Source organism: Brevibacterium aurantiacum (assembly GCF_900169065.1).
GTDB lineage: Bacteria > Actinomycetota > Actinomycetes > Actinomycetales > Brevibacteriaceae > Brevibacterium > Brevibacterium aurantiacum.
This window is the reverse complement of the sequence record NZ_FXZB01000003.1, coordinates 69422-93720: the sequence shown is the minus strand read 5'-3', so window position 1 is coordinate 93720 and position 24299 is coordinate 69422. Positions and strand designations below refer to the sequence as shown.

The 24299-nt window shown below is 63.4% G+C and carries 20 protein-coding genes, 1 tRNA gene and 1 pseudogene; 12 read left to right on the top strand and 10 right to left on the bottom strand.

From position 1 onward, the window contains the following. Positions 1-5: 5 nt before the first annotated feature. The 4 genes from BAUR9175_RS03095 to BAUR9175_RS03080 all read left to right on the top strand — a co-directional run bounded on the left by BAUR9175_RS03095 (position 6) and on the right by BAUR9175_RS03080 (position 4100). Positions 6-692 (top strand): metal-dependent transcriptional regulator, encoded by a 687-nt coding sequence (locus BAUR9175_RS03095; protein ID WP_009881903.1) that lies wholly within the window; start codon positions 6-8, stop codon positions 690-692. 449 nt (positions 693-1141) lie between these two features. Continuing rightward, positions 1142-1972, top strand: a complete 831-nt coding sequence (locus BAUR9175_RS03090; RefSeq protein ID WP_009881904.1) for a C40 family peptidase — start codon at positions 1142-1144, stop codon at positions 1970-1972. Positions 1973-2392: 420 nt separating this feature from the next. Beyond that, positions 2393-2893 (top strand): HNH endonuclease, encoded by a 501-nt coding sequence (locus tag BAUR9175_RS03085; RefSeq protein WP_009881905.1) that lies wholly within the window; start codon positions 2393-2395, stop codon positions 2891-2893. Positions 2894-3035: 142 nt separating this feature from the next. Next, a complete protein-coding gene (locus tag BAUR9175_RS03080; protein ID WP_009881906.1) occupies positions 3036-4100 on the top strand; it encodes a universal stress protein in 1065 nt (354 codons plus the stop codon). 36 nt (positions 4101-4136) lie between these two features. On the opposite strand, the gene BAUR9175_RS03075 is transcribed toward BAUR9175_RS03080, so the two are convergent. The 3 genes from BAUR9175_RS03075 to BAUR9175_RS03065 all read right to left on the bottom strand — a co-directional run bounded on the left by BAUR9175_RS03075 (position 4137) and on the right by BAUR9175_RS03065 (position 6830). Continuing rightward, positions 4137-4763 carry a class F sortase gene (locus tag BAUR9175_RS03075; protein WP_101582959.1) on the bottom strand — a complete coding sequence of 209 codons (627 nt, stop codon included), beginning with the start codon at positions 4761-4763 and terminating at the stop codon, positions 4137-4139. 66 nt (positions 4764-4829) lie between these two features. Then, entirely contained in the window at positions 4830-6272 is a 1443-nt protein-coding gene (locus tag BAUR9175_RS03070; RefSeq protein ID WP_101582957.1) for a hypothetical protein, read from the bottom strand. A gap of 482 nt (positions 6273-6754) precedes the next feature. Then, positions 6755-6830 (bottom strand) — tRNA-Arg (locus BAUR9175_RS03065). Between the two features lie 107 nt (positions 6831-6937). On the opposite strand from BAUR9175_RS03065, the gene BAUR9175_RS03060 reads away from it, so the two are divergent. Together BAUR9175_RS03060 and BAUR9175_RS03055 are read left to right on the top strand one after the other, a co-directional pair. Then, complete coding sequence (locus BAUR9175_RS03060; protein WP_101582955.1) at positions 6938-12112, top strand: PDDEXK-like endonuclease domain-containing protein; 5175 nt, start codon at positions 6938-6940, stop codon at positions 12110-12112. Beyond that, entirely contained in the window at positions 12105-12284 is a 180-nt protein-coding gene (locus BAUR9175_RS03055) for a hypothetical protein (RefSeq protein ID WP_009881910.1), read from the top strand. Before BAUR9175_RS03060 ends, BAUR9175_RS03055 begins: the two co-directional genes overlap by 8 nt. A 139-nt stretch (positions 12285-12423) precedes the next feature. Here the strand turns inward: BAUR9175_RS03055 and mscL are convergent, their stop codons facing one another. Next, a complete protein-coding gene (gene mscL / locus BAUR9175_RS03050) occupies positions 12424-12900 on the bottom strand; it encodes a large conductance mechanosensitive channel protein MscL (RefSeq protein WP_009881911.1) in 477 nt (158 codons plus the stop codon). Between the two features lie 217 nt (positions 12901-13117). Further along, positions 13118-13747, bottom strand: a complete 630-nt coding sequence (locus BAUR9175_RS03045) for an SAF domain-containing protein (protein ID WP_101582953.1) — start codon at positions 13745-13747, stop codon at positions 13118-13120. A gap of 164 nt (positions 13748-13911) precedes the next feature. On the opposite strand from BAUR9175_RS03045, the gene BAUR9175_RS19855 reads away from it, so the two are divergent. Beyond that, positions 13912-14055, top strand: a complete 144-nt coding sequence (locus tag BAUR9175_RS19855; RefSeq protein ID WP_307722855.1) for a hypothetical protein — start codon at positions 13912-13914, stop codon at positions 14053-14055. A gap of 14 nt (positions 14056-14069) precedes the next feature. On the opposite strand, the pseudogene BAUR9175_RS19850 reads toward BAUR9175_RS19855, so the two are convergent. Together BAUR9175_RS19850 and BAUR9175_RS03035 are read right to left on the bottom strand one after the other, a co-directional pair. Continuing rightward, positions 14070-14210: pseudogene (locus tag BAUR9175_RS19850) on the bottom strand (FmdB family zinc ribbon protein); the annotation flags it as partial. 132 nt (positions 14211-14342) lie between these two features. Next, positions 14343-15050 carry a 5-formyltetrahydrofolate cyclo-ligase gene (locus BAUR9175_RS03035; protein WP_009881914.1) on the bottom strand — a complete coding sequence of 236 codons (708 nt, stop codon included), beginning with the start codon at positions 15048-15050 and terminating at the stop codon, positions 14343-14345. 41 nt (positions 15051-15091) lie between these two features. On the opposite strand from BAUR9175_RS03035, the gene galU reads away from it, so the two are divergent. The 3 genes from galU to BAUR9175_RS03020 all read left to right on the top strand — a co-directional run bounded on the left by galU (position 15092) and on the right by BAUR9175_RS03020 (position 18591). Further along, positions 15092-15994 carry a UTP--glucose-1-phosphate uridylyltransferase GalU gene (gene galU / locus BAUR9175_RS03030; protein WP_101582952.1) on the top strand — a complete coding sequence of 301 codons (903 nt, stop codon included), beginning with the start codon at positions 15092-15094 and terminating at the stop codon, positions 15992-15994. Between the two features lie 28 nt (positions 15995-16022). Then, positions 16023-16619, top strand: a complete 597-nt coding sequence (locus BAUR9175_RS03025; RefSeq protein ID WP_009881916.1) for a GNAT family N-acetyltransferase — start codon at positions 16023-16025, stop codon at positions 16617-16619. 73 nt (positions 16620-16692) lie between these two features. Beyond that, complete coding sequence (locus BAUR9175_RS03020; protein WP_009881917.1) at positions 16693-18591, top strand: hypothetical protein; 1899 nt, start codon at positions 16693-16695, stop codon at positions 18589-18591. A 33-nt stretch (positions 18592-18624) separates the two neighbouring features. On the opposite strand, the gene BAUR9175_RS03015 is transcribed toward BAUR9175_RS03020, so the two are convergent. After that, positions 18625-19137, bottom strand: a complete 513-nt coding sequence (locus BAUR9175_RS03015) for a putative immunity protein (RefSeq protein WP_096162980.1) — start codon at positions 19135-19137, stop codon at positions 18625-18627. Between the two features lie 87 nt (positions 19138-19224). Next, positions 19225-20022, bottom strand: coding sequence for an IclR family transcriptional regulator domain-containing protein (locus BAUR9175_RS03010; RefSeq protein WP_240513708.1), 798 nt, complete (start codon positions 20020-20022; stop codon positions 19225-19227). A 202-nt stretch (positions 20023-20224) separates the two neighbouring features. Here BAUR9175_RS03010 and shiA point away from each other — a divergent pair, with 202 nt between their 5' ends. After that, positions 20225-21589: a shikimate transporter gene (gene shiA / locus BAUR9175_RS03005; protein ID WP_096162979.1), complete on the top strand. Its 1365-nt coding sequence runs from the start codon at positions 20225-20227 to the stop codon at positions 21587-21589. Further along, positions 21589-22575, top strand: a complete 987-nt coding sequence (locus tag BAUR9175_RS03000; RefSeq protein WP_101582950.1) for a zinc-dependent alcohol dehydrogenase — start codon at positions 21589-21591, stop codon at positions 22573-22575. The genes shiA and BAUR9175_RS03000 overlap by 1 nt, the downstream gene beginning before the upstream one ends. Before the next feature lie 39 nt (positions 22576-22614). On the opposite strand, the gene BAUR9175_RS02995 is transcribed toward BAUR9175_RS03000, so the two are convergent. Then, complete coding sequence (locus tag BAUR9175_RS02995) at positions 22615-24072, bottom strand: NAD-dependent succinate-semialdehyde dehydrogenase (RefSeq protein WP_101582948.1); 1458 nt, start codon at positions 24070-24072, stop codon at positions 22615-22617. Positions 24073-24299 lie beyond the last annotated feature (227 nt).

Sequence of the window (24299 nt, the reverse complement as noted above, 5' to 3'; positions counted from 1 at the left end):
CTGAAGTGAACGACCTCATTGATACAACTGAGATGTACCTCAAGTCGATCATCGAGCTTGAGGAGCAGTCGATCGTGCCGTTGCGAGCTCGCATCGCTGAACGTTTGGATCACTCCGGTCCCACCGTTTCACAGACTGTGGCGCGCATGGAACGCGACGGTCTGCTGCATGTGAGCAATGACCGACACCTGGAACTGACGGCAGAGGGGCGTCGTATCGCCACCGAGGTGATGCGCAAGCACAGGCTGGCAGAACGACTCCTCGCCGACGTCGTCGGACTCGAGTGGGAACTCGTCCACGACGAGGCATGCCGGTGGGAACACGTGATGAGCGAGCAGGTCGAACGTAAGCTCGTCACCCTGCTCCCCGAGATCGCCTCGGGCCCGTATGGCAATCCGATCCCCGGTCTCGACGTGATCGGTGGAAAGCTGAACAACGGCACGGAGGTCGTCGATCTGGCGACCGCAGTGGCTCGCGACGGAGCGAAGGAGCTTCGGATCGCCTGGTTGGCAGAACCACTCCAGGTCGACATCCATCTGCTGCAGCAGTTCCAGGTCGCAGGCGTCCTGCCCGAGAGTGATGTCGAGATCTCACGCAACGGTGAGTACATCACTGTTCAGGTCCCCGGTGCGCAGGACGTGCTCGATCTGCCGCTGGATACCGCCTCGCACGTATTCGCCTATAAGAAGTAAACCTGGCCAGGGAGTGAGCCCGGCCGAGATGTGAGCCCGGCTGCCGAGGCATTGCGGTGTCACGGTCACGAGACTGCGCGGTCACGGTCACGAAACGTTGCCGGTTACGGTCAAAGGTCTCGACTCGGGCCAGTTTGTTACAAAGCATCGCCGAACACGGCCCAGAGAGCGTCAGATCGCTCCCTGGGCCGTGTCGTATAACGAGCAAATGTTACGAAGATTTATCGGGAATTCACGCCTCTGACCTGCACCTTTATGGAAAACCTCAGGTGTTTCCCCCGTGGTTCGTGACAGAAACGTGACAATCGGTCACTGATTAGTTACAGTTGTGGAGGTCGTTCACGAAAGTGGCGACTTTGCATCGAGAGCCGCACGCCACGCTCGATGTGATATCTCTGAGGACCGAGAGTGGCGGTTGGGTTTCTTCCAATAGGTGACGAGAGGGAAACGTGGCAACTAAGCAGCATGGCCGCCGCGCCGCTGAAGCCAAGGTCAAGACACCATTGACCGAACTGACCGAAATCCTGAATGCCAACTCCGCCGTCTTCGGACGCCGTGCAGCCGTCGTTGCTGCCAGCGGTGGACTGCTCACCGCAGCCGTCCTTCCGGCAGCAGGACAGGGAGCCGACGAGAACGTCGCAGTCTCCGCCGAGTCAGAGGCTCACACCCAGGTTGAGTACAAGAACCAGACGGCGACCGTCACTGCTGGCGACGAAGACCAGGACAAGGACAAGAAGCAGGATTCATCCTTCAGCGCCGACGTCCAGACCGTCACCGCCAAAGCTGCACCAAAACCAGAACCAAAGCCCGTTGAGACCGCTGAAGACACTTCAGACGATGACTCCGCTGATGCTCCGACCGCCGGTTCCTCGGATTCCGGTGACAAGGACAAGAGCGAGAGCAAGGACTCCGGGTCCGACGATGCCGGCTCGATCGACGGCTCCAAGGCCGAGCAGGTCATGGGCTGGGCTGCCAAGGGCGTCGGCACTCCATATGTTTACGGTGGAACTTCGCAGAGCGGCTGGGACTGCTCCGGTTACACCTCGTGGGTCTATAGCAAGGTCGGCGTGAACCTGCCTCGCAGCTCGGGCGCACAGAAGGCCGCTGGCCAGGTCGTCTCCCAGTCGGAGGCCAAGCCCGGTGACCTCATCTGGCACCCAGGCCACGTCGGCATCTACGCCGGTGGCGGACAGATGTACGATGCCGGTTCCCCAGGTTCAGGCACCTCGAAGCGCAGCTACAGCTGGATGGGCAACGTCACCTTCATCCGCGTTCTCTGATCCAGTTCACACACAGAAACTCCCCGCCCGGCTCGACGGTCCTCGAGCCAGACGGGGAGTTTTTGCGTACCCGATTGCATCAACTTCCCGCAACGCACCTGTGGTGCCAGCCTCGACACCGGTCCTCACGGCCCTGAAAAGTGAACGACAGTGAAAGAATCCGTGACGCGAGCGGTATGAATTCGGTCACAGGGGAGAGTCGGCGTTAGTCTTAATAAGATTGAGTTTGGCGTAAGTGATGGGGAATCAGATGGGCCACAGTCGAATAGTACGAATAGCCGCTCCAGTTTCTGGCGCGGAGTACATATCTGTGTCTGTCCCTTCTTTCAAGGCGTTGTGCTGCGGCACAGCGCCTTTTGCGTTCCCAGGGCCCGTGTCGATCGACCGGAACCACACTCACACGAAGATGAGGGGCGGGATATGAAGACTCTTGTGCTGAATGCCGGGTACGAACCACTGTCGATCGTTCCGTTCACCAGGGCCGTAGTCCTGGTGCTGACGGGCAAGGCGACGGTTCTGGCCGCCGAGGACGTTCCAGTGAGATCCGAGCACCTGAACCTCGACCAGCCATCGGTCATTCTGCTCACACGGTATGTGCGGCCGCCCCATGACCGTCGAGTCTCACTCTCCCGACGGGGAGTGCTCCGGCGCGACAATCACCGCTGTGCCTACTGCGCGAAGCCTGCGACGACCGTCGACCATGTCGTTCCCCGCTCCCGCGGCGGAGTCAACAGCTGGGAGAACCTCGTCGCCTGCTGCCGCGAATGCAACAACCGCAAAGGCAACAGGTCACTGGCGGAGATCGGGTGGAAGCTCAGCTTCCACCCCCAGGAGCCGCGAACAGGTCAATTCTGGATGCGCGGGATCGACAAACCGGTCGAGCAGTGGCGACCGTTCCTGGAGCTCTCCAAAGCCGCCTGAGACAGGCATCGTTCCAGCTGGTCGTCGTGGTGTCCGCACTGAGACGCAATTCGGATAACGATGTGACATAGGCCCAGGCCTGCGATCGATTCTGATTTAGGGTGGAAGCGAGAGAAGTTCACTTCAAGATGAGGAGCTTGCTATGAACGAGCAGGACCGACCCCAGAACGCCGAAACAACACCCCCAGGGGAACCCGACGCCGTCATCGTCGGCATCGACGGTTCGCCACCCAGCCGCAATGCGCTGGCATGGGCGATCCGCGAAGCGAAATATCTGGACAAGCCGATCCGCCTCGTCGGTGCCTACACGATCCCCAGCGTGGCTGCGGCTGCGATCGACGTCTCCTATGTCCCGATCGATGACACCTCAATCCGTGCGGCAGTGACCAACACACTCAAAGAAGCCGCCGCCGAGGTGAAGGCCGCCGGTGTGCCCGTCGAAGCCGTCATTGAGATCGGCGACGCCGCCGGTGTCCTCATCGACGAATCGAAATCGGGGAGCCTGGCCGTCGTCGGCTCACGCGGACGCGGGGGATTCGCCGGACGCCTGCTCGGCACCGTCTCCAGCGCACTGCCAGCCCACTCCGCCTGCGCGACCGTGGTCGTTCCAGCCTCGTGGCAGCCAGATGTGGAAAGGACCGCTCACCCCACATCCTCCCGGCCCATCCGCCAGGACGGCATCGTCGTCGAAGAACCCGACCCCAATGTCGACGCCATCGAAGGGCTGCGTTTCGATGGCAAGGTCGTTGTCGGAGTCGATTCCCTAGGGGCTGAGTCTCCCGCGCTGTGGAAGGCTGCTCGACTGGCTGTGCGCCGTGGATCGCCGCTGCACATCGTCGCCGTCATCACCACGACAGTGATCGGCCCGGAATGGCTGCCCAGCACAGCGGACCTCGAGCGACTGGTCAATGAAGGAGCCGACAAGCTCGTCGTAGCCAAGCAGCGCCTGCAGGAGGAGTTCGCAGACCTCGACGTCACCTGGACCCTCTTCGACGGTCAGCCCGCCGAGGTGCTCGTCCGGGCCTCAGACACCGCCGAGGTGCTTGTCATCGGTTCTCGCGGACGCGGCGGCTTTGCGGGACTGCTCCTGGGTTCGACCTCGCAGTCGGTTCTGCCGTATTCGCAGTGCCCGACGATGGTCGTCCGCGTCACCCGCGACCATAACAAGCGTCGACACGATGGCGAGGTTCCCGAGCCGGGGCTGTGATACTGGGACCGCTGCCTCGCCTTTCGGCTCGGTTGGTCATCGCCGGTCAGCGATCGCCTCGATGACGACGTTGTCGGCTGATCGACCGGAGCTGCGCTGCAGGCACGTGAGAATGACGAGGCGGCCGGGTTCATCGGCCCACACACGATCATCACCGGAGATATCAGCCTTGGGCACAGTGTAGGCGTCGGTCACCGTGTAGTCGCGGTCCTGGAGAGTGATCGACTCACCCTTTTCGACAGTCGGCTCTCCTGCATCGACATCGATGAGTGTGTTTCCTGGCAGCTCGGCTCCTTGTACGGAGTGGATGGCGACATAGGTCGTGCCGCGTTCGGGGTGGTCGGGAGTGCCGTGATTACGCACAACGTAGCCATTGCGCAGCCCGGGGGGATTGATCGCACCGTTGACCTCGGACATTGTCTCCAGCCCGGTATCAAGTCCGACAGAAGGGATCTGGAATTCTCCGTCGAGGGCTTCGATCTGCATCGCCTCGACGTCGGTTTCGCTTGGGGGCTCTTCAAGCTGAACATCGGCCTGACTCCCGGCGGTGCTCTGTTCGTCGGTGAGGCCATGGGTGAGCATCCATGCACCTGAGCAGATGAGCGCAATGATGACAACTGCGGCGGGGACGGACCACCAGTCACGAAATATTCGTGCCGTCATGGGTTCCTTTCATATGTCGGTGGCGGCCACCGAAGCAGTGGCCGCCACCGAGTCATGACTGAATCGTCAGTTGCCCGTCATGCGACGCCGAAGTGCACCGATGATGAGTTCTCCGGCCACGGTCAGAAGTCCGATGCCGCCGAGGAGGTTCCAATTGGGTCCGGCGTCGGCCGAGTCAACGTACGCACCGGTTTTCACTACCGGGTTGTCGTCTGGCTTATCGGCCTCGGGAATGGCGATTTCCACGGTCTCCGAGGGCACACCGTAATCATGAGAGAAGGCTTCGTTCGATTCGGAGGCAGGAGCCGAGGCCACGAATGTCACAGACTTCTCTTCGCCGGGCTTCACGAAGTCGGCATCGAGTGTGAGCTCGTCGGTCTCGAAATCGACGGTCCCGTCTTCCTCACAGGTGACATCGGGAGTGAAGGTTTCAATCAGTTCCGCATCCTCGGGGGCAGTCTTGGACTGAGTGACGGTTCCGTCTTCGGCATACACCTCGACCTTGGCATCTTCGATGGTTTCACCCGGTGCACAGTGGTCCAGGCGAACCTTGTCAGTGACCTTGGCCGGGAGCTCAGTGATCTCTTCGACCGAGACCTGCGAAGATACCTTCGGGGTGTAGAGGCCCTGGTAGGAATCCGATGCCTGGACCGTTGTCTCCTGCCCCTCAACGACAGCTTGCAGGCTCGCACGATCATATTCATCAGCGTCGAAGTCCTTGGGGTTCCACTGGGTGACCGAACCAGTCGGCATTCCCGAGAAGGTCACTGATACAGAGACATCGGGAACGTCGTCGGTGAAATCGAGGGGCACCTCGACCGACGATGTGTCGGATGTGATTTCCGTCGTCTCAGGCTTGGCGCCGTCGACAGTGAGCTCACCGTGGAATCCGGGAACGCTGACGCCCTCGGAGTTGACCAGCGAGACAACCGCAGCCGATGAGTCCTCGTCAATGGTGACTTCGGCCTTATAGGTGCCGTCTCCGGCATACTTCGCGGCTTCGTCGCCCATGAGTGCCGAGAGGTCGTATGCGTCGGGAAGTACGTCATCGTAGAACGCGTCCGCGCCGATGTCCTTGAGATTCTGAGAGTCCTCGTTCCACCCGATGCCATCGGTGACCTCTTGCAGACTGCGGTCCTCGAGAATATCGCGGTGGTCTATTTCATCAGAGCTGTGTACGTGCTCGCCGATTGCCATGTCATGAGCCATCTGATCGGCCTGGTCGTCGCGGGGCTCGTCCCACTTCGCGAGGATATAGGCCAGCTCGGGGGCTTCGACCGATGATCTTCCACTTTCGTCGTAGCCGTTGCCCATGGGCTGGTTCAGGCCCCGGTCGATGCACCAGACACGGTTGCCGGAGAGGACACCCGACGATGGAATGTAGGCACCGTACATGGTGGCATTGTCGACGCCGCCCTGGTTGTCAGTCTCAGGGTTTGTGGTGACGCCGGTGAAGTCTGGTTCGCCCTCGTATGCGCTGAGCTGGGGGCCGAGTTCGGGCGCAGCCATTGCCGGAGACGAAAGGAGAGTGCTCCCGGCGATCAGTGCAATCGTTGTGCCGACTACGGGGAGTCGTCTGCGGAGTTGCCGCATGTTCTGGTCCTTCCTGGGGTGCGCCACGTGGTATCGGCCTTCGACTCCGCGTGGTTTGGCACAAGGCGGTTTGCCGTCGCTCGCTCCCACCTGGACAGCATAGACGCAGCAAGGATTATTGTCTTGTTGAGTTGACGATGTTCTCGGCATTCGGGTGCCGGTGGCCATTGTCGTTGCAGTTCAGGGGTGTACTCGGACATGCGACGGCGCACGCGGGCATCGCCGTATCGTCGATTACCAGGCGCAGATGAGTGAGGGTGATTGCCGCGGCGGGTCCGGGAATGCGATGCGATGAAGCAGATTGACCATGCCATGCGATGGGCCTGAGTGCAGGTGCGCAATGTGCGGCGATCGAAGGCGGGTATGCGGCCGAGAATCGGCCTGATCCGCAGTGGTGATGGCGCCCCCGGGCAGATTCGAACTGCCGGCACCCGCTTTAGGAGAGCGGTGCTCTATCCCCTGAGCTACGGGGGCGATGTGGCCTTCTTCAACCACGACCACCAAGTGTAGCGTAGAAGAAACCTGGATGTTTCACGGTGTGCCAGCACCTATTATGTGTAGTTTCTCGTTAGGGTCGAAGTGTGCCAGATTCCGTTGTTGACGATCAGTTCCCAGAACTCGACGATGTCTACGCCGAGTGGAAACAGCAGGCTGCCCATCTGGGCGGTCGCGACACCATGCTCCATTTCCGGGACTCGCGTGATGGCAGCATCGATCTCTCCGGAGCACATCCCTCTGGGCTAGCCCAGCTCCTGGCCGGTCGCGCCACGCGACTCTCCAGCCTGGTTCGTGACCACGAAGTCCTCGCCGACGCACGCCGCCGTGCGAAATCGATCCGATCGAAGGCCGAGCAGCTCGATAACGAACGCGGAATTCAGGCCGCACACCTGGCGATCGGCTTCGCCTCGTGGACGGAGAAGGACTCCACGTACAAGTTCAACGCACCGATCGTGATGCGTCATGTCACGCTCGTTCCCCGCGGTTCCCGCGTCGAGGACTTCGAAATCGTGCTCGGCGACGGGATCATGATCAACCCCGCCTTGGTCCAGCACCTGTCTGAGGTCTACGACCTCGAGGTACCCGTTGACGAATGGGTCGATGCCACGGGCGGACCACACGGCTTCGATCCGGGTCCTGCGCTTGATCGCCTCCGTGACCTTGCGCAGTCCGTGCCCGGTCTGCGCATCAACCACCGCTTCGTGGTGTCGACGTTCGCCAACATTGCGAGCCCATTCACCACCGACTATCTGCCCACTCAGCACCCGATCCTCCGCGCCCTCGCCGGGGACGAAGAGGTGCGCGGCGCACTGGGCGGCCCGTCCTACTCACCGACCCCACGCCAGCATGGCACCCGTCAGAGCGACGCTGCCGTCTCCGACGAGCAGGGTAGTCGAAACACTCAGGCTTCATCTGAGCATGATCCGGCGACTGCCGACGACGATGAGTTCTCACAACCCACGGTTCCGATCACGGACGGCTCCCTGCCAGGGGCTGCAGCGGATCGAACCGGAACCGCGACTGCGGGTGAGACTTCAGGCTCCTCCGCATCTGCGGCTGCGGCACCGAAGGACGCCAAGCCTGGCGTCACTCAGCCAGTCGATACCAAGTCGGGCGACGCTAAGCCGGAAGACACCACCTCCGCTGACGACGTTGCCTCGGGCGACACTAAATCTGCCAGCGCCACACCTGCCGACACCACGTCTGCTGGCGCCACACCTGCTGACGACACTGTGGCAATCGCCGATGACACGTCGACTGCCGTCGGCTCCGAGGCGAGCCGCAGCGAATCCGACAAAACACCGTCGGCCTCCACCAGCTCAACTGCTGAGAAGACTGCGAACGAACAGGCTTCGGCGAAGGCTGCTGAGAGCGATTCCGGCACCCCCTCAGACCTGGGCACAAGCAAGAGCACGGCCGAGAACAAAGGCACGGCCAAGAAACCTGAGTCTGCCGCAGCACAGGGCAAAGAAGCTGCCTCCGCGACCGCTCACGGGCCTACAGCTTCCGGACGTGAGGATGTCGCCAAAACCGGAACTGCGAAGTCCGAACCGACCGTCGATGCCGACACTGCAGATGCCGAGAAATCAGGCACCAAGCCGCCGGTCGCTGCCACTGCATCCGGCCTGGACAAGGACGCAGCCGCAGGTACAGAGACACCTGACTCCGACGAGGACGAGGTCGTTCCGGCTGCACTCAAGGAGCCCGTCACACCACTTCCTGATCGCAAACCTCAGGAAGAGTTCCTCGTCATCGACGTCGACGGTGATCAGCAGGCCGTCGTCGACGCCGCAGTCTCCGGACAGTCCGTCGTCGTTGACACCCCTCCCGGGACCGGTGCCACACAGGTCGCCGTCGCGGTCGCCACAACCCTGGCCCACACCGGCAAGAGCGTGCTCTTCCTGGCGCAGACCGCCGATGCTCTCGACGACTTCTCCTCCCGCCTCGGTGAGGTCGGGCTCTCTGAATTCGCCGTCGACACCCGTCAGGGCACCGGTGCGATCAGGAAGCAGCTCGTCGGCCTCATCGGTTCGGCCGAGAGAGCCGAGCGCCCGGACCTGTCCGGTCTGCTCAACGAACTCAACGAACAGCGCGAGACGCTCAACGAGCACGTGTCCTCACTGCATCGTCGTCGTGAGCCCTGGGACGTGTCGGTCTACGAGACGATGCAGCATCTGGCGGAACTGACCTCCGGCGAGGATTCTCCTCAGACTCCTGTCCGGTTCGGTGAGGACCTTCTCGGCGCCAGCGATGACCGTCGCGATGCGCTGCGCGGAAAGCTCAGCGAACTGGCGTCACTGGGTGCCTTCACCCTCGACGTCGAGGACACCGTCTGGTTCGGTGCCGACCTCAAATCTGTCGAAGAGGCCGAAGCTGCGCGCACTGTTGCCGAACGTCTCGGTCGGACCATTCCCGACCTGGTCAAGTCTGTCGAACCGGTCCTGTCCAAGGCCAAACTGAACCCGCGCCGCAACCTCAATGACTGGTCACGCGCCATCAAGGTGCTTCTGCGGGTGCGCACGACCCTCGATAACTTCGCCCCCGACATCTACGACCACCGCCTCGATGATCTCATCGCAGCAACAGGCAGCTCAGAATACCGCGCCGAGGCCGGCGTGGAGATGGGCATGCTCCAGCGCAAGCGTCAGAAGAAGGCCGCGAACGAGTTCCTCCGTCCAGGCGCTGACGTCTCCGACCTGCACGCGGCGCTGATCGACGTCCGTTCCCAGCGCATCGTGCTTGAGGATCTGGCTGGCCACGACGGTCGTCCGCAGATCCCGCGCGGCGTCCTCGAGGCCGATGCGATCCTGCAGACCGTTGAGGCCGACGTTGCCAAGATCGCACCGATTTTGGAGACCACCCCCGACGGCGGCGACCTGGGCCTCATGCTCATCGAGGAGCTGCAGGCACGCACCGAAGCCATGGGTCGTGACTCGGAGAATCTGGCCGAACTGCCGGAGCGGTCCCGACTCCAGCGTGAGCTGACCGACGAGGGACTGTCTGATCTGCTCACGGATCTGCGTCGTCGCAAGGTCGACACCACCTTGGTCGGACCTGAGTTCGACCTAGCCTACTGGGCATCGGTTCTGCAGCGGATGGCCAGTGAAGATCCACAGGTGGGCCGCCACGACGGTGCCGAACTGCATCAGGTGGCCGAAGGCTTCCGTGAAAACGACCGTGCCTTCGTCGCAGCGGGCGCTGGTCGCCTGCGTTACAACCATGCACAGGCATGGAAGCGGGGAATCGACAACGACCCGATCTCCGCTGGTGTCATCAAGCAGGAGCTGCTGTCCCCGCACACCTCGGTGCAGACCATGTCGACGCGGGCCCCAGAACTGCTCACCACTCTGGCACCGGTCTGGATGGCCAGCCCCTACACCGTGCCTGAGCTCTTCTCCGCACTGCCGCTCTTCGATGCCGTGGTCATCGCCGATGCCGGACGTCTGTCGGTCCCCGACGTGGTCCCGGCCATCACCCGCGCCCGACAGGTCATATCCCTGGGCGACTCCCGCCTGCTCGGACCGCGCCCGTTCTCAATCGCGGTCGATCGCTGGGGCATGGACGATGGGAATCATCCGAGCTCAGTCCAGGAGCGCCTCGGCGAGTTCCTGCCTCGTATGGAACTGTCGAACTCCTACCGGCAGTCACCGGTCGGACTCATCGATCTGGCGAACCGGCACTTCTACGATTCGACGATCACGACGATGCCGACCGCCCACACAGGCGAGGGCACCGGGCTCGAATTCTCCTATGTCGCTGACGGCAGAGGCCCAACCGATATCGGCACCGGCCGTGTCGAGAGCCCCGATGCCGAGGTCAAACGGGTCGTCGAGCTCGTGCTCAGACACGCACGCAACCGATCCCGCGAGTCCTTGGCCGTCGTCGCGCTCACCGCACATCAAGCCCAGCGCGTGGCCACCGCGATCTCCCGGGCCATGAAGGACCTGCCCTACGTGGCGGCATTCTTCAACGATTCGAGCAAAGAACCCTTCGTCGTCACCGATGCCGAGCGAGTCCAGGGCATGTCCCGCGACGCCGTGATCTTCACCTTCGGCTACGGACGGACCGTCCACGGCCGAGTCATCCACGACTTCGGGGCACTCTCGGGTCCCGACGGCGAACGGATCCTCGCAGCGACGATGACCCGGGCACGCAAACGTCTCACCGTGGTCTCGAGCATCGAATCCGATGACTTCGAGACGCACCGGCTCACCGGGGGAGCGGTCCTGCTCCCACGGATCCTCGACGAGGTCGCCGCCGGAGGCATGAGGCAGCCGGGGCCACACGGTGAGATCTACGACCCTCTCTTCAACGACATCGCCGACCGTCTGCTGCAGCTCGGCGTGGTCGCTCACGAACATTACAACGGCATCGATCTGGCCGTGGCGAACTCGACCGAGGACGAACACGGCATGATCATCGCCGTCGCCGGAGACGGGCCCGAATACGCTTCGGTCCGAAGCCTGCGCCAGCGCGATCGCGTCGTGCCCGAGCAGCTGGCCCGTCGCGGGTGGAAGTTCATGCGCGTGTGGTCCACCGATGCCTTCGTCGATCCGCAGACGGAGACTGAGAAGATCTTCGGTGCGTGGAAGTCCACGGTGGAGAAGATGAGCCCGCAGGCCGTCCTCAACGCGGCACGTGCGGCCTCCGTGGTCGTCGGCCGTACCGGCAGCCGACCCAAACTGGTGCCGGGCCTGCCCATGCACAAGTATTCGGACTCCGGCCTTGACGCAATGATCGACTGGGTTCAGTCCGATTCCGTCGTCCGCGGTGACGGGGAGATCAAGGATCTGCTCCGCACGGCACTGGCGCAGAAAGGCAGCTCCACCCGCGGTGACTCCCAGCTCCAGGCCGCCGTTGACCGTTACCGTCAACGGCATACACAGGCCAAGCGAGTCACCGGCGCCGAGGTGCTGGTGCCCGAATCTCAGCAGCACAGTCCCATGGAGGACGAGGTCGTGCCCACCTTCGACACGGGAAAGATCCGGGCCGATGAGCTGCGTCAGGCCGGTCTGATCGAGACCGCAAGCAACGATCAGGTGCCCGGCCCCGTCGAACGGGATGCCCTCGGAGACAGGACCCAGGCGCCCGCAGACACCGAGGATGCGTCCGCAGACACGACGACAAGCCCGCTGGAATCTTCCGAGCCCACCGCCGATGCGCACACGACGCCGACTCGTGACCAGGATGCGGAGAGGAAGCGTCCGCGTGCGGCCGATGTCGAGCCGCGCGAGGATGACTCACTGCGAGATGAGTGACGACGACCTCGAGACACCATCCGAGGGCGAGCACGAAACCGCTGAGCAGAAGGAAGCCCGTCTTGAGGCAGTGCTGCGCAAGTACCGGGCCACGCTGCGCAATGAAGCCGAGACCGAGGCCGGAGGCTTCAGCGCCGACTACTACAGATCGCAGAAACCTCCGCACTGGTGATCCGGCGGCAGTGTGCGCCCACCTTGAGGCGTGCCCACTTCGAGAAGTGAGCGGCTGAGGGACCTGAACTACTGCGCCCGACCATGACGAAGGCCCGCTTCCCCACGGGGGAAACGGGCCTTCGTGACGCTTGTGCGAATCAGTGGCGCGGGGGCTCGGTCGACTCGGTGTCGTCGAACGGGCCGGCCGTGCTGGCAGGGCCTTCGCCCGGGCCACCGGCGGTGGTGGCCGCCTGAGTCCGGAGGATTTCGCGGATGTCGCCGAGGAGGTCCTCGGTGGTCGGAGGAACTTCTTCCTCGGGTGCTCCGCGCTTGCGCAGTTCGTTGAGCTTGTTCATCGGGACGATGATGATGAAGTAGACGATGGCGGCGACGATCAGGAAGTTGATCGCTGCTGTGATCACGGCGCCCAGATCAATGGTCGTCTCGGGGACGTTCTCCTTGATCTGGAAGGACAGAGCAGGTCCTTCCGCACCGCCGACAGCGGCGATGAGCGGGTTGATGATCTTGTCGGAGAAGGCCGTCACGATTGCTGTGAAGGCGCCGCCGATGATCACCGCAGTTGCGAGTTCGACGACATTCCCCTGGAGAATGAAGTCTCTGAATCCTTTAAGCATTAGAGGCACCCTTTCGGCGTATTTGTAAACAATAATGCGATGTGAAAATCTTCTATTACCGTTACATGATACACACAGGTAACTCGTCTACACGCCGAAGACATGCACGCTATTCTGACGCGAAAGATCCCGGCGAATACGGCTCTAACCGGCATTGCGACGTCAGTCCCGCGTCATCGAGAAGTCATTGATGGGCCATCAGGGACCCACCAGAGAATCAGTCCGGAAGAATCGCAAAGCTGATCGGCATCCCGGCGAATTCTGCGATCCGAGCTGCATCACCCGAGGACAATATCACCGAAACAAGCTGCCCTGATTCTGCTGAAATGCCTTCGCCTTTGTCGACCAGCCGGGCTATTGTCACTTCCTTCACGACGATGTCAGAACCTCCATCGGGCAGGGAGCTGAACAGGCGGATTCTCTGTCCCGGCTGCAGCAGTGCCGCCGACGCATCGTCGGCCAGACGCACTGGCATGAGGAGGTCCGTACTGCCGTCGGGCAGAGCCTGCTGATCAAGGACCGCCGACTGTGTCAGCGGCGAACCTTTGGACAGGCCCGCCGAAGTGCGTTTGTGATCGGCATCCGAGACCGAGGTGAAGGCCTTGTCTGGCACGAGTCGTGCCGGAAATTCGACAAGGGTCAGGTCCTGAGTTCGCAGCTGCGATCCCGGCGGCAGATTCCGGTTGGCGACGACGATGGGTGTCCCACCCGGATCAGGGGTGAGCACCCACACCACGAGCGCGCATGCACACGCGAAGCAGACAGCGGCGATGATGCGCTGTGGTTTGACCCGTGAGGACTTCGACCAGGTGGAGATGCCGGCTCTGATGCGGTGAATGATTCCCATGCCCAGAGCTTTGCTGTGCTCACAGTCCTAGGCCAAGGGCACGGATTTGGCATGTGGATAGCCGGTGTGTGTCCACAGGGGAATCGCACACTAGTGAACGCAGAGTTCACAGGGAAGTGCGGTGAAGTCAGTCGGAAGAGGCGCTGCTGCTTGCCGCGGCACTCTTGGCCGGGGAGCTGGAAGTCTTTGAGGACGAATCCGATGAACTCGAGGATTCCTTCGAAGAACTCGATGACGAGTCGGAATTCGACGAGCTCGAAGAGGAGGGCACTGTGCTCGAATTGCTCGCGCGGGAGTCAGTGGCGTAGAAGCCTGAGCCTTTGAAGCTGATGCCCACCGTGCCGAAGACCTTCTTCAGGCGTCCCTGACATTCGGGGCAGACCGTGAGCGAGTCATCGCTGAAATCCTGGTGAATATCAAAAGCATGACCACAGCTCTTGCAGGCGTAGGAGTAAACGGGCATTCGAGACCTTTCTTCGACGAGAAGATTATAGTCCACTGGCCTCGCACACTGATAACGCACGGGGTCAGGTGCCCGCAACGCTGTCGTCCCATCCACAAGTGCGTACGCGCCAGTGACTCCAAGGAACTCGGTTCAGTCGAGAGTGTGGACGCCGTGATCGGTGACGGCTTGGGAGATCTGCAGATCCCACGGCTCAATGGTGAGGCCCGGGAGGTTGAGCTCGGAAGAGAAGCAGACACCGTAGATAGAGGCAGGCTCAGTGCGTTCACCATCAGTGCGAGCGCCGTCTGCCAGCGGCTCCTCGTCCTCCGCTCCGGACAGCGGCACCTCGCCCTGGGGGCCGAACGTACGGTCGTAGAATCCGCCGCCGTTGCCCAGTCGGGCACCACCGGGCCCGAACCCGAGGGCGGGGACGAATATCAGGTCGGGGGCCACCTCGGCGGCCAGAAGAGCAGACGCGGTCAGGGAAGGGGACGGTTCACGGATGCCCCACTTACCGCGAGGTTCGAGGGTGGACATGGAGCCGGTGACAGCACCGAACATGAGTGCGTGACCGACACTCGTGACCACGGGTAGGTAGACGGTGCCGCCGTGGGCGAGGAACCGGTCGATGGTCGGATCAAGATCGGGCTCGCCCGCCAGGGCGGCGTAGGCGAGCATCGAACAGCCTGTGAGATCGAGGTCCGGTCGCAGGCTCTTGACCACCTGCCACGCGGATTCGGCGATCGACGAGACGTACTCGGCGCCCGACGATTCGGCCTCCGCCGCAGCTCGGGCCGCACGTTCGGAACGTATGCGCTTCCGCAATTGCGCCTTTGAAGTTTCTGCATCCACACGCATAAGCTTAATCGGGGCCACCTTCCATGGTTAAGATGAACGACATGAGTGATGAATCGCAGCGCACAGTGCGCAAGGCCGTGATCCCCGTGGCCGGCCTGGGTACCCGTTTCCTCCCAGCCACCAAGGCGACTCCAAAGGAGATGTTGCCAGTCGTCGACAAGCCTGCCATCCAGTACGTCGTCGAAGAGGCGGCCGACGCGGGACTGCAGGACCTCCTCATGATCACCGGTCGCAACAAGCGACCCTTGGAGGATCACTTCGACCGGGTCGACGGGCTCGAAGCCGCACTGGCCAAGAAGGGCGATGACAAGAAGCTTGCCGCCGTTCGTCACGCTTCCGAACTCGCCGATATCCACTACGTCCGCCAGGGAGACCCCAAGGGTCTGGGCCACGCCGTGCTCAAGGGCCGCCAGCATGTGGGTAAGGAGCCGTTCGCGGTGCTGCTCGGCGACGACCTCATCGACGAACGCAGCCCGATCCTGCCGAAGATGATCGAAGTTGCCGAGGAGACCGGCGGCAGCGTCGTCGCACTCATGGAAGTCCCACCGGGGGCGATCCACCTCTACGGCTGCGCCGCCGTCGAAGCGACCGACGATGACGAGGTCGTCAAGGTCACCGGCCTGGTCGAGAAGCCTGAGACGGGGGAGGCCCCGTCGAATCTGGCGATCATCGGCCGCTACGTCCTGGCCCCGGAGATCTTCGATGTCCTGGAGACGACCGAACCTGGCCGCGGCAATGAAATCCAGCTCACCGACGCCCTCCAGGTCCTCGCCGAGCAAGAGGGCGGAAACGGCGTCTACGGCGTTATCTTCAAGGGCGCCCGCTACGATACGGGCGACAAGCTCGACTACCTCAAGGCCGTCGTGCAGATCGCCAGCTCTCGTGAAGATCTGGGGGCTGACCTCAACAGCTGGCTCAAGGAATACGTGGCGACGCTTCCCTGATGGAGCACCCAAGAGCGGAGGCAGCCGTTTGTGGCCAGTCATCCTGACTGATCAGCAGTCCGACATCGTGCTGCGCCCGCTCCACCGGCGCGACGAGAATCAGTGGCGAGAAGTCCGCAGGCACAACCGTGATTGGCTGCGCCCCTGGGATGCGACGCTGCCGATTCCCGGCCAGCAGCTGCCGGGCTTCCGCACCATGGTCCGCATGTATGACAAGCAGGCCAAGCGGGGACAGTCCGTGCCGTTGGCGATCGAGGTCGGCGGTGCCTTCCGCGGCCAACTCACCGTCTCCAGCATCAGCTGGGGGTCCATCCTCAGCGGCCAGATCGGCTACTGGATCGATTCGCGCGTTGCTGGCCGCGGCATCACCCCCATCGCCGTGGCCATGGCCGTCGACCACTGTCTTTTCGCCCTGGGCCTGCACCGCATCGAGATCAACATCCGCCCCGAGAACACGGCAAGCCTGCGGATCGTCGAGAAGCTCGGGTTCCGGGACGAGGGTCTGCGTGAGAAGTACATGCACATCGACGGCAGGTGGTGTGATCACCGCACGTTCGCCCTGTTCGCCGAGGAGGTCCCACAGGGAATCCTCGCCGCCTATCGACACAGCCTGAGAAAGTCGTGAACTTGACACCTGTTTGACCGACACACCACCGTCCTTCACGTCGTTGCTGATCCGGGCACTCTAGGGTTGCAGTGTGGACACCAGCATCATCGTCGTTATCGCCATCATCGTGGTCTTCGTCGTTGTCGTGCCCACAATGATCCGCAAATCAGCGACGGAGCTCTCCCGAGTCGAGATCGACACCGTCCCGGATCGGGCACAGGTCATCGCCGCCGACCCCCAGATCCCCGGCCACGACCACACCGAACGAGCGAGAGTCTTCCACTCCTCGGCCACCATCGAAGCGAGCGTTCCCCGACCCGCTATCGCACCGATGACCGAGGCACCGAAGCTCAGCCTCTCCGCCAAGGCCCCCGAATTCGCCGTCATCGACGGACACGCGAACTCCAGTTCGACGACCACAGATTCCGCCAGCGCCGAGGTGGACGAGACCCACCAGCGCGCCACCCTTCCCGTGGCGGTCGGTGAGACCCGCTCCACGTATCTCGACAGTCACAGTCGTCACGAGGCATCCACCTCGGCGATGGCCGACAACGTTCGGATGCTCCACCCGGCAGTCCACGCCGTGTTCAACCAGTCCCAGCAGGGATCGGGCGGCCACGGTTCGACAGGACGCGGTACCGGAATTTCCAGCCACCTCGGCGGGGATTCCGGGACGGTTCCGATCCGGCCGGGACGCACCCAGCCCCGGTCACCGCAGCGCCGATCCGGCGAGGCCGTCACCACAGGCACAGCAGAGACAGACAAACGAGGTACACAGATTCCCAATCCGACTTTCGGAGCCGATGAGGACCATTCGATGACTGAGAAAGCAACGACACTGCGCGAGTCGATGAAATCGCTGGGCACAATGACGCGAGGATTTGGCCTGCTCTTCCTCGCGTCTGTCTTCGGCGTGCTGGTGACGAGTGTGCTCGCGATGTTCTCCGTCGTCCACATCGCCCTGGCCGGAGTCTTCCTCGGGCTCGCGATCGTCTCCCTGGTCATCGTGCGCACCCTCAACCTGCGCAGGCGTGAACTCAAGACCCGCCTCCGGAAGATCGAGGGCCGGACCGCGAAGACCAAGACAGCTGCACCACAGACCAAGGCCGTACCACGGACGAAGGCTGCACCTCGGACCAGCAACGTGCCTCGGACCAGCAACGCGCCTCAGGCGAAGGCTGCTGCGAAGCCGGCCACCACCTCGGCGACTACGGCCTCGAAGACCGCAGGATCCGGGACTGCTGAGGCACGGTCGGCAAGCTCGACCAAGGCGGCCCGGGCGCGTGCGGTCATGGAGCGCAACGCGAGCGTGAAGCAGAGCAGGGAAGAAGCCGACACCGGCGAGATCCCGGTCGTGCGCATCCGCAACGAAGCCGCTGAGGGCCACACCACCCGGCAGGTGCTGCTCACCGGACCGATCCCCATCGTCGAAGAGGCCTCACCCGAGGGCACAGCCACTGGCGATGAGGAAGCAGTCGCAGCCAAGACCGACTCTGCCGAAACAGCATCGGCAGCCGAGTCGGCACCAGAGACTTCAGCCGCGACCGATGATGACTCTGCAACCGCGACCGAGGCTGAGTCTGCGGACAAAGACGACTCCGCAGACAAGGACACAGACACCACCGCCGAGGTTGTGGCGGCCGCGTCGAATGTCGACATCGTCAAGGTCAACGATCCGTTCATGCAGCGGCTGCAGGCACGCGGCGCATGGTCGCCGACACCCCTGCCGATCCCCAGCTACGTGGCCGCCCCAGAGGCTGAGCACCCGGTCCCCGAAGCGAAGGCCGCCGATGCGTCCTCCTACGAGACCGAGGCCCGCAGCCGCGAGGACATCGCCGCGCAGTTCGCCGCCGAACTCGGCTACCGTGCTGAGCTCAGCGACTCCGCCCGCGAGGACAGCCCGCTGGAACATGGCCGCAAGGCGATCCGGACCAACAAGGCTCCCGAGCTGGGCGCCGTCGACGACGTTCTCGCTCGCCGCCGCGCCTGAGCAGCGACAACTGTCCTTCGCCGCTCACCAGACTCAGTCAGTGTCGAAGACGAACCAGCAGATGGAATTGCGTCGGCGCTGATCGGCAAGCACGAGGCTGCGGACCTGATCGGGCAGCTGCGCTCTCTGCCAACCACGTTCCTTGTTTCCCGCAGCGGGGTCCTCGGGACTCGCACTGCTGGCGGCCTTGATGGCGTAGGCAGCCGCGCCGAGATCGTGTTCGGCAACGTGTCCGACGCATGCCGCCTGCCCTGCCGAATAGGCGGCGAACCGTGCAGCCCCTCGCAGAGGCCGGGCAGCACCCATGGCATGCCCACCGGCGGCGCGCGCCTGCATCATCGGCATGGTGCCGCCCGCCCATGCACGTGTGGCAGCGAGGGCATCGCGGACACGTGTATCCCCGGGGACCTCGGATTCGAAGAGATGCATGACGTGCTCGGCGCAGCCGGCTGCCCACAGCGCCAGCAGTCGGTGATCGTCATCGCTGAGAGTTCCACCCCGTCGCACGGTGACCATCGCCGGGTCGCGAACCTCGGGCAGAATCATGGTCGCTTCCCAAGCGGCTCGAACAGCCCGAACGGCTCAGGCGTCGTGCCGGCTCCGGCTGGCTCGAGCACTGTGCCTTTGACGCCGTCAGTCGGCGCGGCCACCGAAGTCCTCCGCAATCGAGGCCGCAACGCGCTGCAGACGGGGGACAAGGTCGTCTTCGACGGAGAGCCCGCGCAGATGAGACGTATGCAGGGAGACATTGAGCGCGGCAAGGGTGTTGCCACCTCGGCGAATAGGAACCGCTAGGCCGCGGAGGCCGTCATCGAGTTCCTGGGACACCAAGCACCAGCCCTGCTTGCGGATTCGGTTGAGTTCCTGGCCGAGTTCGTGAGCCGATGACACGGTGTGATCGGTGAACGGCGAGATCTCGACGCGGGCGAGGAACTGCTCCTGGAAGGACTCGGGCAGCTCGGCGATGAGCATCCTCCCCATGGACGTGGCCCAGGCAGGGAGCCGGTTTCCCAGATTGACGGTGACCGCATGAAGTCGGGGCGCTGCGGCCCGCGCGATATAGACGACGTCGTCGGCGTCGAGGATGCTCAGCGTCGCAGATTCGTCGAGGTCATGAGCCAGGTCGTTGAGGTGCGGTTGGGCGACCTTGGGCAGATCGAGGCCAGCGAGGAAGCCCGCTCCGATGTCGAGTACCCGAGGAGTGAGTGCGAAGTGCGAGCCCTCCGTCGACAGGTAGCCCAAATCGACGAGTGTCAGGAGGAAGCGTCGAGCCGCGGCCCGGGTCAGCTGGGTGGCGGCGGCCACCTCGGTGACGGTGCGATAGGGGGTCTCGGCGGTGAAGGCGAGGAGAACGGCCAAGGTCTTCTCCGCAGACTTCACATAGTGGGCGCCCTGCGACGGCTCTTCGGCGGGACTCATCTCTGACTTCACCTCTCCAGGGTAACGGTCGCAGCCACGCGCATCCTCCATGGAAGACGACAGCGACGACTCAGACAACGTCCGAGCGATCATATTCGTGTGCGCATAGTGCACATCTGTGCGATAAGCGTACAGCGTGATAATGTGATCTGCGTTAACCCGAACCGACAGCACTGCCGACGACCGACAGCTCCACCATTCGAAGGAGAATGACATGTCCACAGGACAGCCCCAGACGACAGCGAGCCCCGAGGCCATGAAACGCGCCCGCCGGGCAGCGGCGGGATCATTCGTCGGAGCCGTGGTCGAATGGTACGACTTCCTGCTCTACGGAATCATTGCCGCTTTAGTCTTCGGTGAACTCTTCTTCCCCGGCTACAGCGCCCACGCCGGCACCTTGGCCGCCTTCGCCACATTCGGAGTCGGCTTCATCTTCCGGCCCCTGGGCGGAATCATCTTCGGACACTTCGGCGACAAGCTCGGACGCAAGGCCATGCTCATCTGGACCATGATGATCATGGGCGTCGCCACTGCCGTCATCGGCATCCTCCCCACCTACGAAACGATCGGCTGGTGGGCTCCGGCCCTGCTCGTGCTCCTGCGCTGCATCCAGGGAGTCGCCGTGGGCGGCGAATGGGGCGGAGCTGCACTGATGGCCGTCGAAAGCGCTCCCTCGAAGCTGAAGGCCTTCTTCTCCAGCGGCGTCCAGATCGGATACTCCGTGGGTCTTCTGCTGGCCACCGGACTCGTGGCCTTTCTGAGCGGAAACTTCTCACAGGAGGCCTTCCTCGCCTGGGGCTGGCGAATCCCTTTCATCTTCAGCGCCGTCCTCGTTCTCGTCGGGCTGTGGATTCGTTCGGGAGTTGAAGAGTCAGAGGAATACCTTGAACGCGTCAAGAACGCCAAGGAGGACAAGGTTGCGAAGCTGCCGATCCTCGAAGCTTTCAAGCGCTACCCGGCACAGATCTTCCAGATCATCGGCATGCGGTTCATCGAGCTGCTGACGATGTACATTGTGACGACCTTCGCCCTGGCCTACTCCACCGACGAGCTCGGCTTCGATCGCCAGATCATGCTCAACATCACCCTCCTCGTCGGCGGGCTCGGCATCATCACGATCCCCATGTTCGCCTACCTCTCCGACCGGTTCGGGCGCCTGCGCGTCTACCTCACCGGCGGAATCGTCGGCCTCGTGTGCGCAATCCCGTTCTTCTTCGCCCTCGAGAGCGGCAATATCGTGGCCATCGTCATCTTCGCGGTGCTGCTGATCAACATCGCCCACGATGCCGTCGTCAGCGTGCAGCAGCCGCTGTTCGCCGAGATGTTCAGCCCCGAATTCCGCTACAGCGGTGCCGGAGTCGGATACCAGCTGGCCAGCGCCATCGCCGGCGGCTTCACCCCGTTCATCGCCACCTTCCTCGTCGGCGTCGGCGGAGGCTCCTGGTACCTCGTGGCCGCCTACCTGGCCGGCGGCTGCCTCATCTCGATCGCCATCGCCATGTACCTCGTCCACCAGTGGCGGGTGGAGCGCGATGCCGAGCGCGCGGCGACGAGCACCAAGACGGCAGCCCAGCTCTGATGCGCTCGGCGGAGATCACAGCACGCGGCCGCGTCGAGATCGTCGACCGCAGCCTGCCGCAGGGCCTGGTCGGCAGGGGCGATCTCCGCATCCGCATGCTCGCCGTGGGCATCTGCGGGACCGATCAGACCCTGGCCACCGGCCGGCGCACACCGCCGCAGCTTCCGTGGCGGCTGGGCCACGAAGGCATCGGTGAAATCGCCGAGGTGGGCCCCGGTGCCTGCGGATTCGCCGTCGGCGACCGGGTGGCCCTCGAGCCGAACATCACCTGCGGCCGGTGCGAATACTGCCGGCGCGGCATGACCTCCGCCTGCACCTCACGATTGAGCGCGGGAGTCCTGACGCAGCCCGGCTTCCTCGCCGAGGTGGTCGACCATCCCAGCGAGTTCTGCCACCGGCTCGATGCCCATATGAGTCTCGAGCGTGCGGTGTGCGCAGAACCGTTGGCCGTCGCTGCCTCGGCGATTCGCCGCACGGACCTCCAAGGGTCGGAGACCGTGCTCGTGCTCGGGGCCGGTGCCCAGGGGCTGCTGTCGATCCTCACCCTCGTCGCGCAGGGGCATCACCCGTATGTCAGCGAACCCGACGATGAGCGTCGCCAGTTAGCCGTCGAACTCGGTGCGCAGGTCTTCACTCCGGGGCAGAGGCCTGCGCCCGAGGTCGTCATCGACGCGGCCGGAGTGCCGGAGGCACTCGGTGCCGTCGTTGACCATCTGGCTCCATTCGCAGCCGTGACCCTGGTGGGGGAGGACCACCACCACCTCGGCGCCTCCAGCTTCAGCATTGTGCAGCGGCAGCTGCGCATCAAGGGCTCATTCATCTACGAGCACCCGCAGGACATGGCCGCGGCCGTGCATCTCCTTGAGGAGATGCCCACGGAGGCGATCATGGGTCCGGCGATGGCACTCGACGAGGTGCCCACGGTCTTCACCGCAGGCACCCGGCCGCGGGCCGGCGTCAAGCAGTGGGTCGATATGCGGCTGTGAGCCGCCGACAGCACCGACGGCCCTGGTAGAGGTGTTGTCTCAGGCGCGGGGCAGGGCCACGTACTTGACCTCGAGGAACTCCTCGATGCCCACGCTTCCGCCCTCGCGCCCCAGGCCGGACTTCTTCACGCCGCCGAAGGGCGCGGCAGGATTGGAGACCAGGCCGGTGTTGACGCCGACCATGCCGACCTGCATCTTGTCGGCCAGGTTCAGCGCCCGCTCGACGTTCTCGCTGAACAGGTAGCCGGCCAGGCCGAATTCGGTCTCATTGGCTAAGGCGATGCCCTCTTCGTCGGTGTCGAAGGTGACGATGGGGGCCACGGGCCCGAAGATCTCGGTGGTGCGGATCTCGGAGTCCAGTGGCACATCGGTCATGACGGTCGGGGAGTAGAAGAAGCCCTTGCCCTCGATCTTCGACCCGCCGGTGAGGACCTTCGCACCCTTGGACACGGCGTCGTCAACGAGACTGGCGACCTTGTCCAGAGAATCCTGATCGACCAGCGGGCCCACCTCGGTGCCCTCGTCGAGACCGTTGCCGACGGTCATCGAGCCGATGCGCTCGGTCAGCTTCGTTGAGAATTCCTCGGCGATCGAGGAATGGACGAACAGGCGGTTCGCCGAGGTGCAGGCCTCGCCGCCGTTGCGCATCTTCGCCTGGACCGCACCGGTGACGGCCTTGTCGATGTCGGCATCATCGCAGACGACGAACGGGGCGTTGCCGCCGAGCTCCATCGACGTCTTCATGACATTGTCGGCAGCCTGCTTGAGCAGACCGATGCCCACCTCGGTGGAGCCGGTGAAGGTGACCTTGCGGGCGATTCCGGACTCCATCCACGGGGTGACCACGCGGCGCGCGGATTCGGAGGTGACGACGTTGAGGACACCGGCGGGCAGGCCGGCCTCGACGAGCACGTCGACGAGCATGAGCGAGGTCAGCGGCGTCAGCTTCGCAGGTTTGAACACCATGGTGCATCCGGCGGCGATGGCGGGACCGATCTTGCGGGTGCCCATGGCCAGCGGGAAGTTCCAGGGGGTGATGAGGATGCAGGGCCCGACCGGTTCGCGAGAGACCATGACGCGGGTCTTGCCGTCGGTGGACTGAGTGTATTCGCCGCCCACGCGCACGGCCTCCTCGGAGAACCAGCGGAAGAATTCGGCACCGTAGGTGACCTCACCCTTGGACTCGGCGAAGGGTTTGCCCATCTCGGCGGTCATGACCGCAGCGATGTCATCGGCACGTTCGATGAGGAGCTCGAACGCGCGGCGCAGGATCTCGGCGCGTTCGCGTGGTGGGGTGGCGGCCCAGGATTCCTGGGTGTCGCCGGCGACCTTGATGGCTTCGGCGGCATCGGCGGCGGTTCCGTCGGCGACCGTGGTGATGAGGTCACCGGTCGCGGGGTTCAGGACGTCGATGGTCTTTCCGCCCTCGGCCTCACGCCACTGGCCATTGATGAACAGTCCGGTGTTGAGCTTGTCGATGATCGGGGCGATGTCCACGACAGATCCTCCCTTGGTTGTCGTTCGGTTATTGAAAAGATATGACTGCGGAGTGGCCGATGGGCACGGCAGAGAGCAGTCTTCACACAGTGTAGTGGTGATAACCGCTGCAAGTCATTCGAATTTCGTTGTCTCAGGTGCGCTATTCGGCGGGCTTCGTGGCATGGCGGACAGGGAGGCGTGGACGAGTGCGCTGGTCGTGATGAGCAGTCTGTTGTGCATCGTAA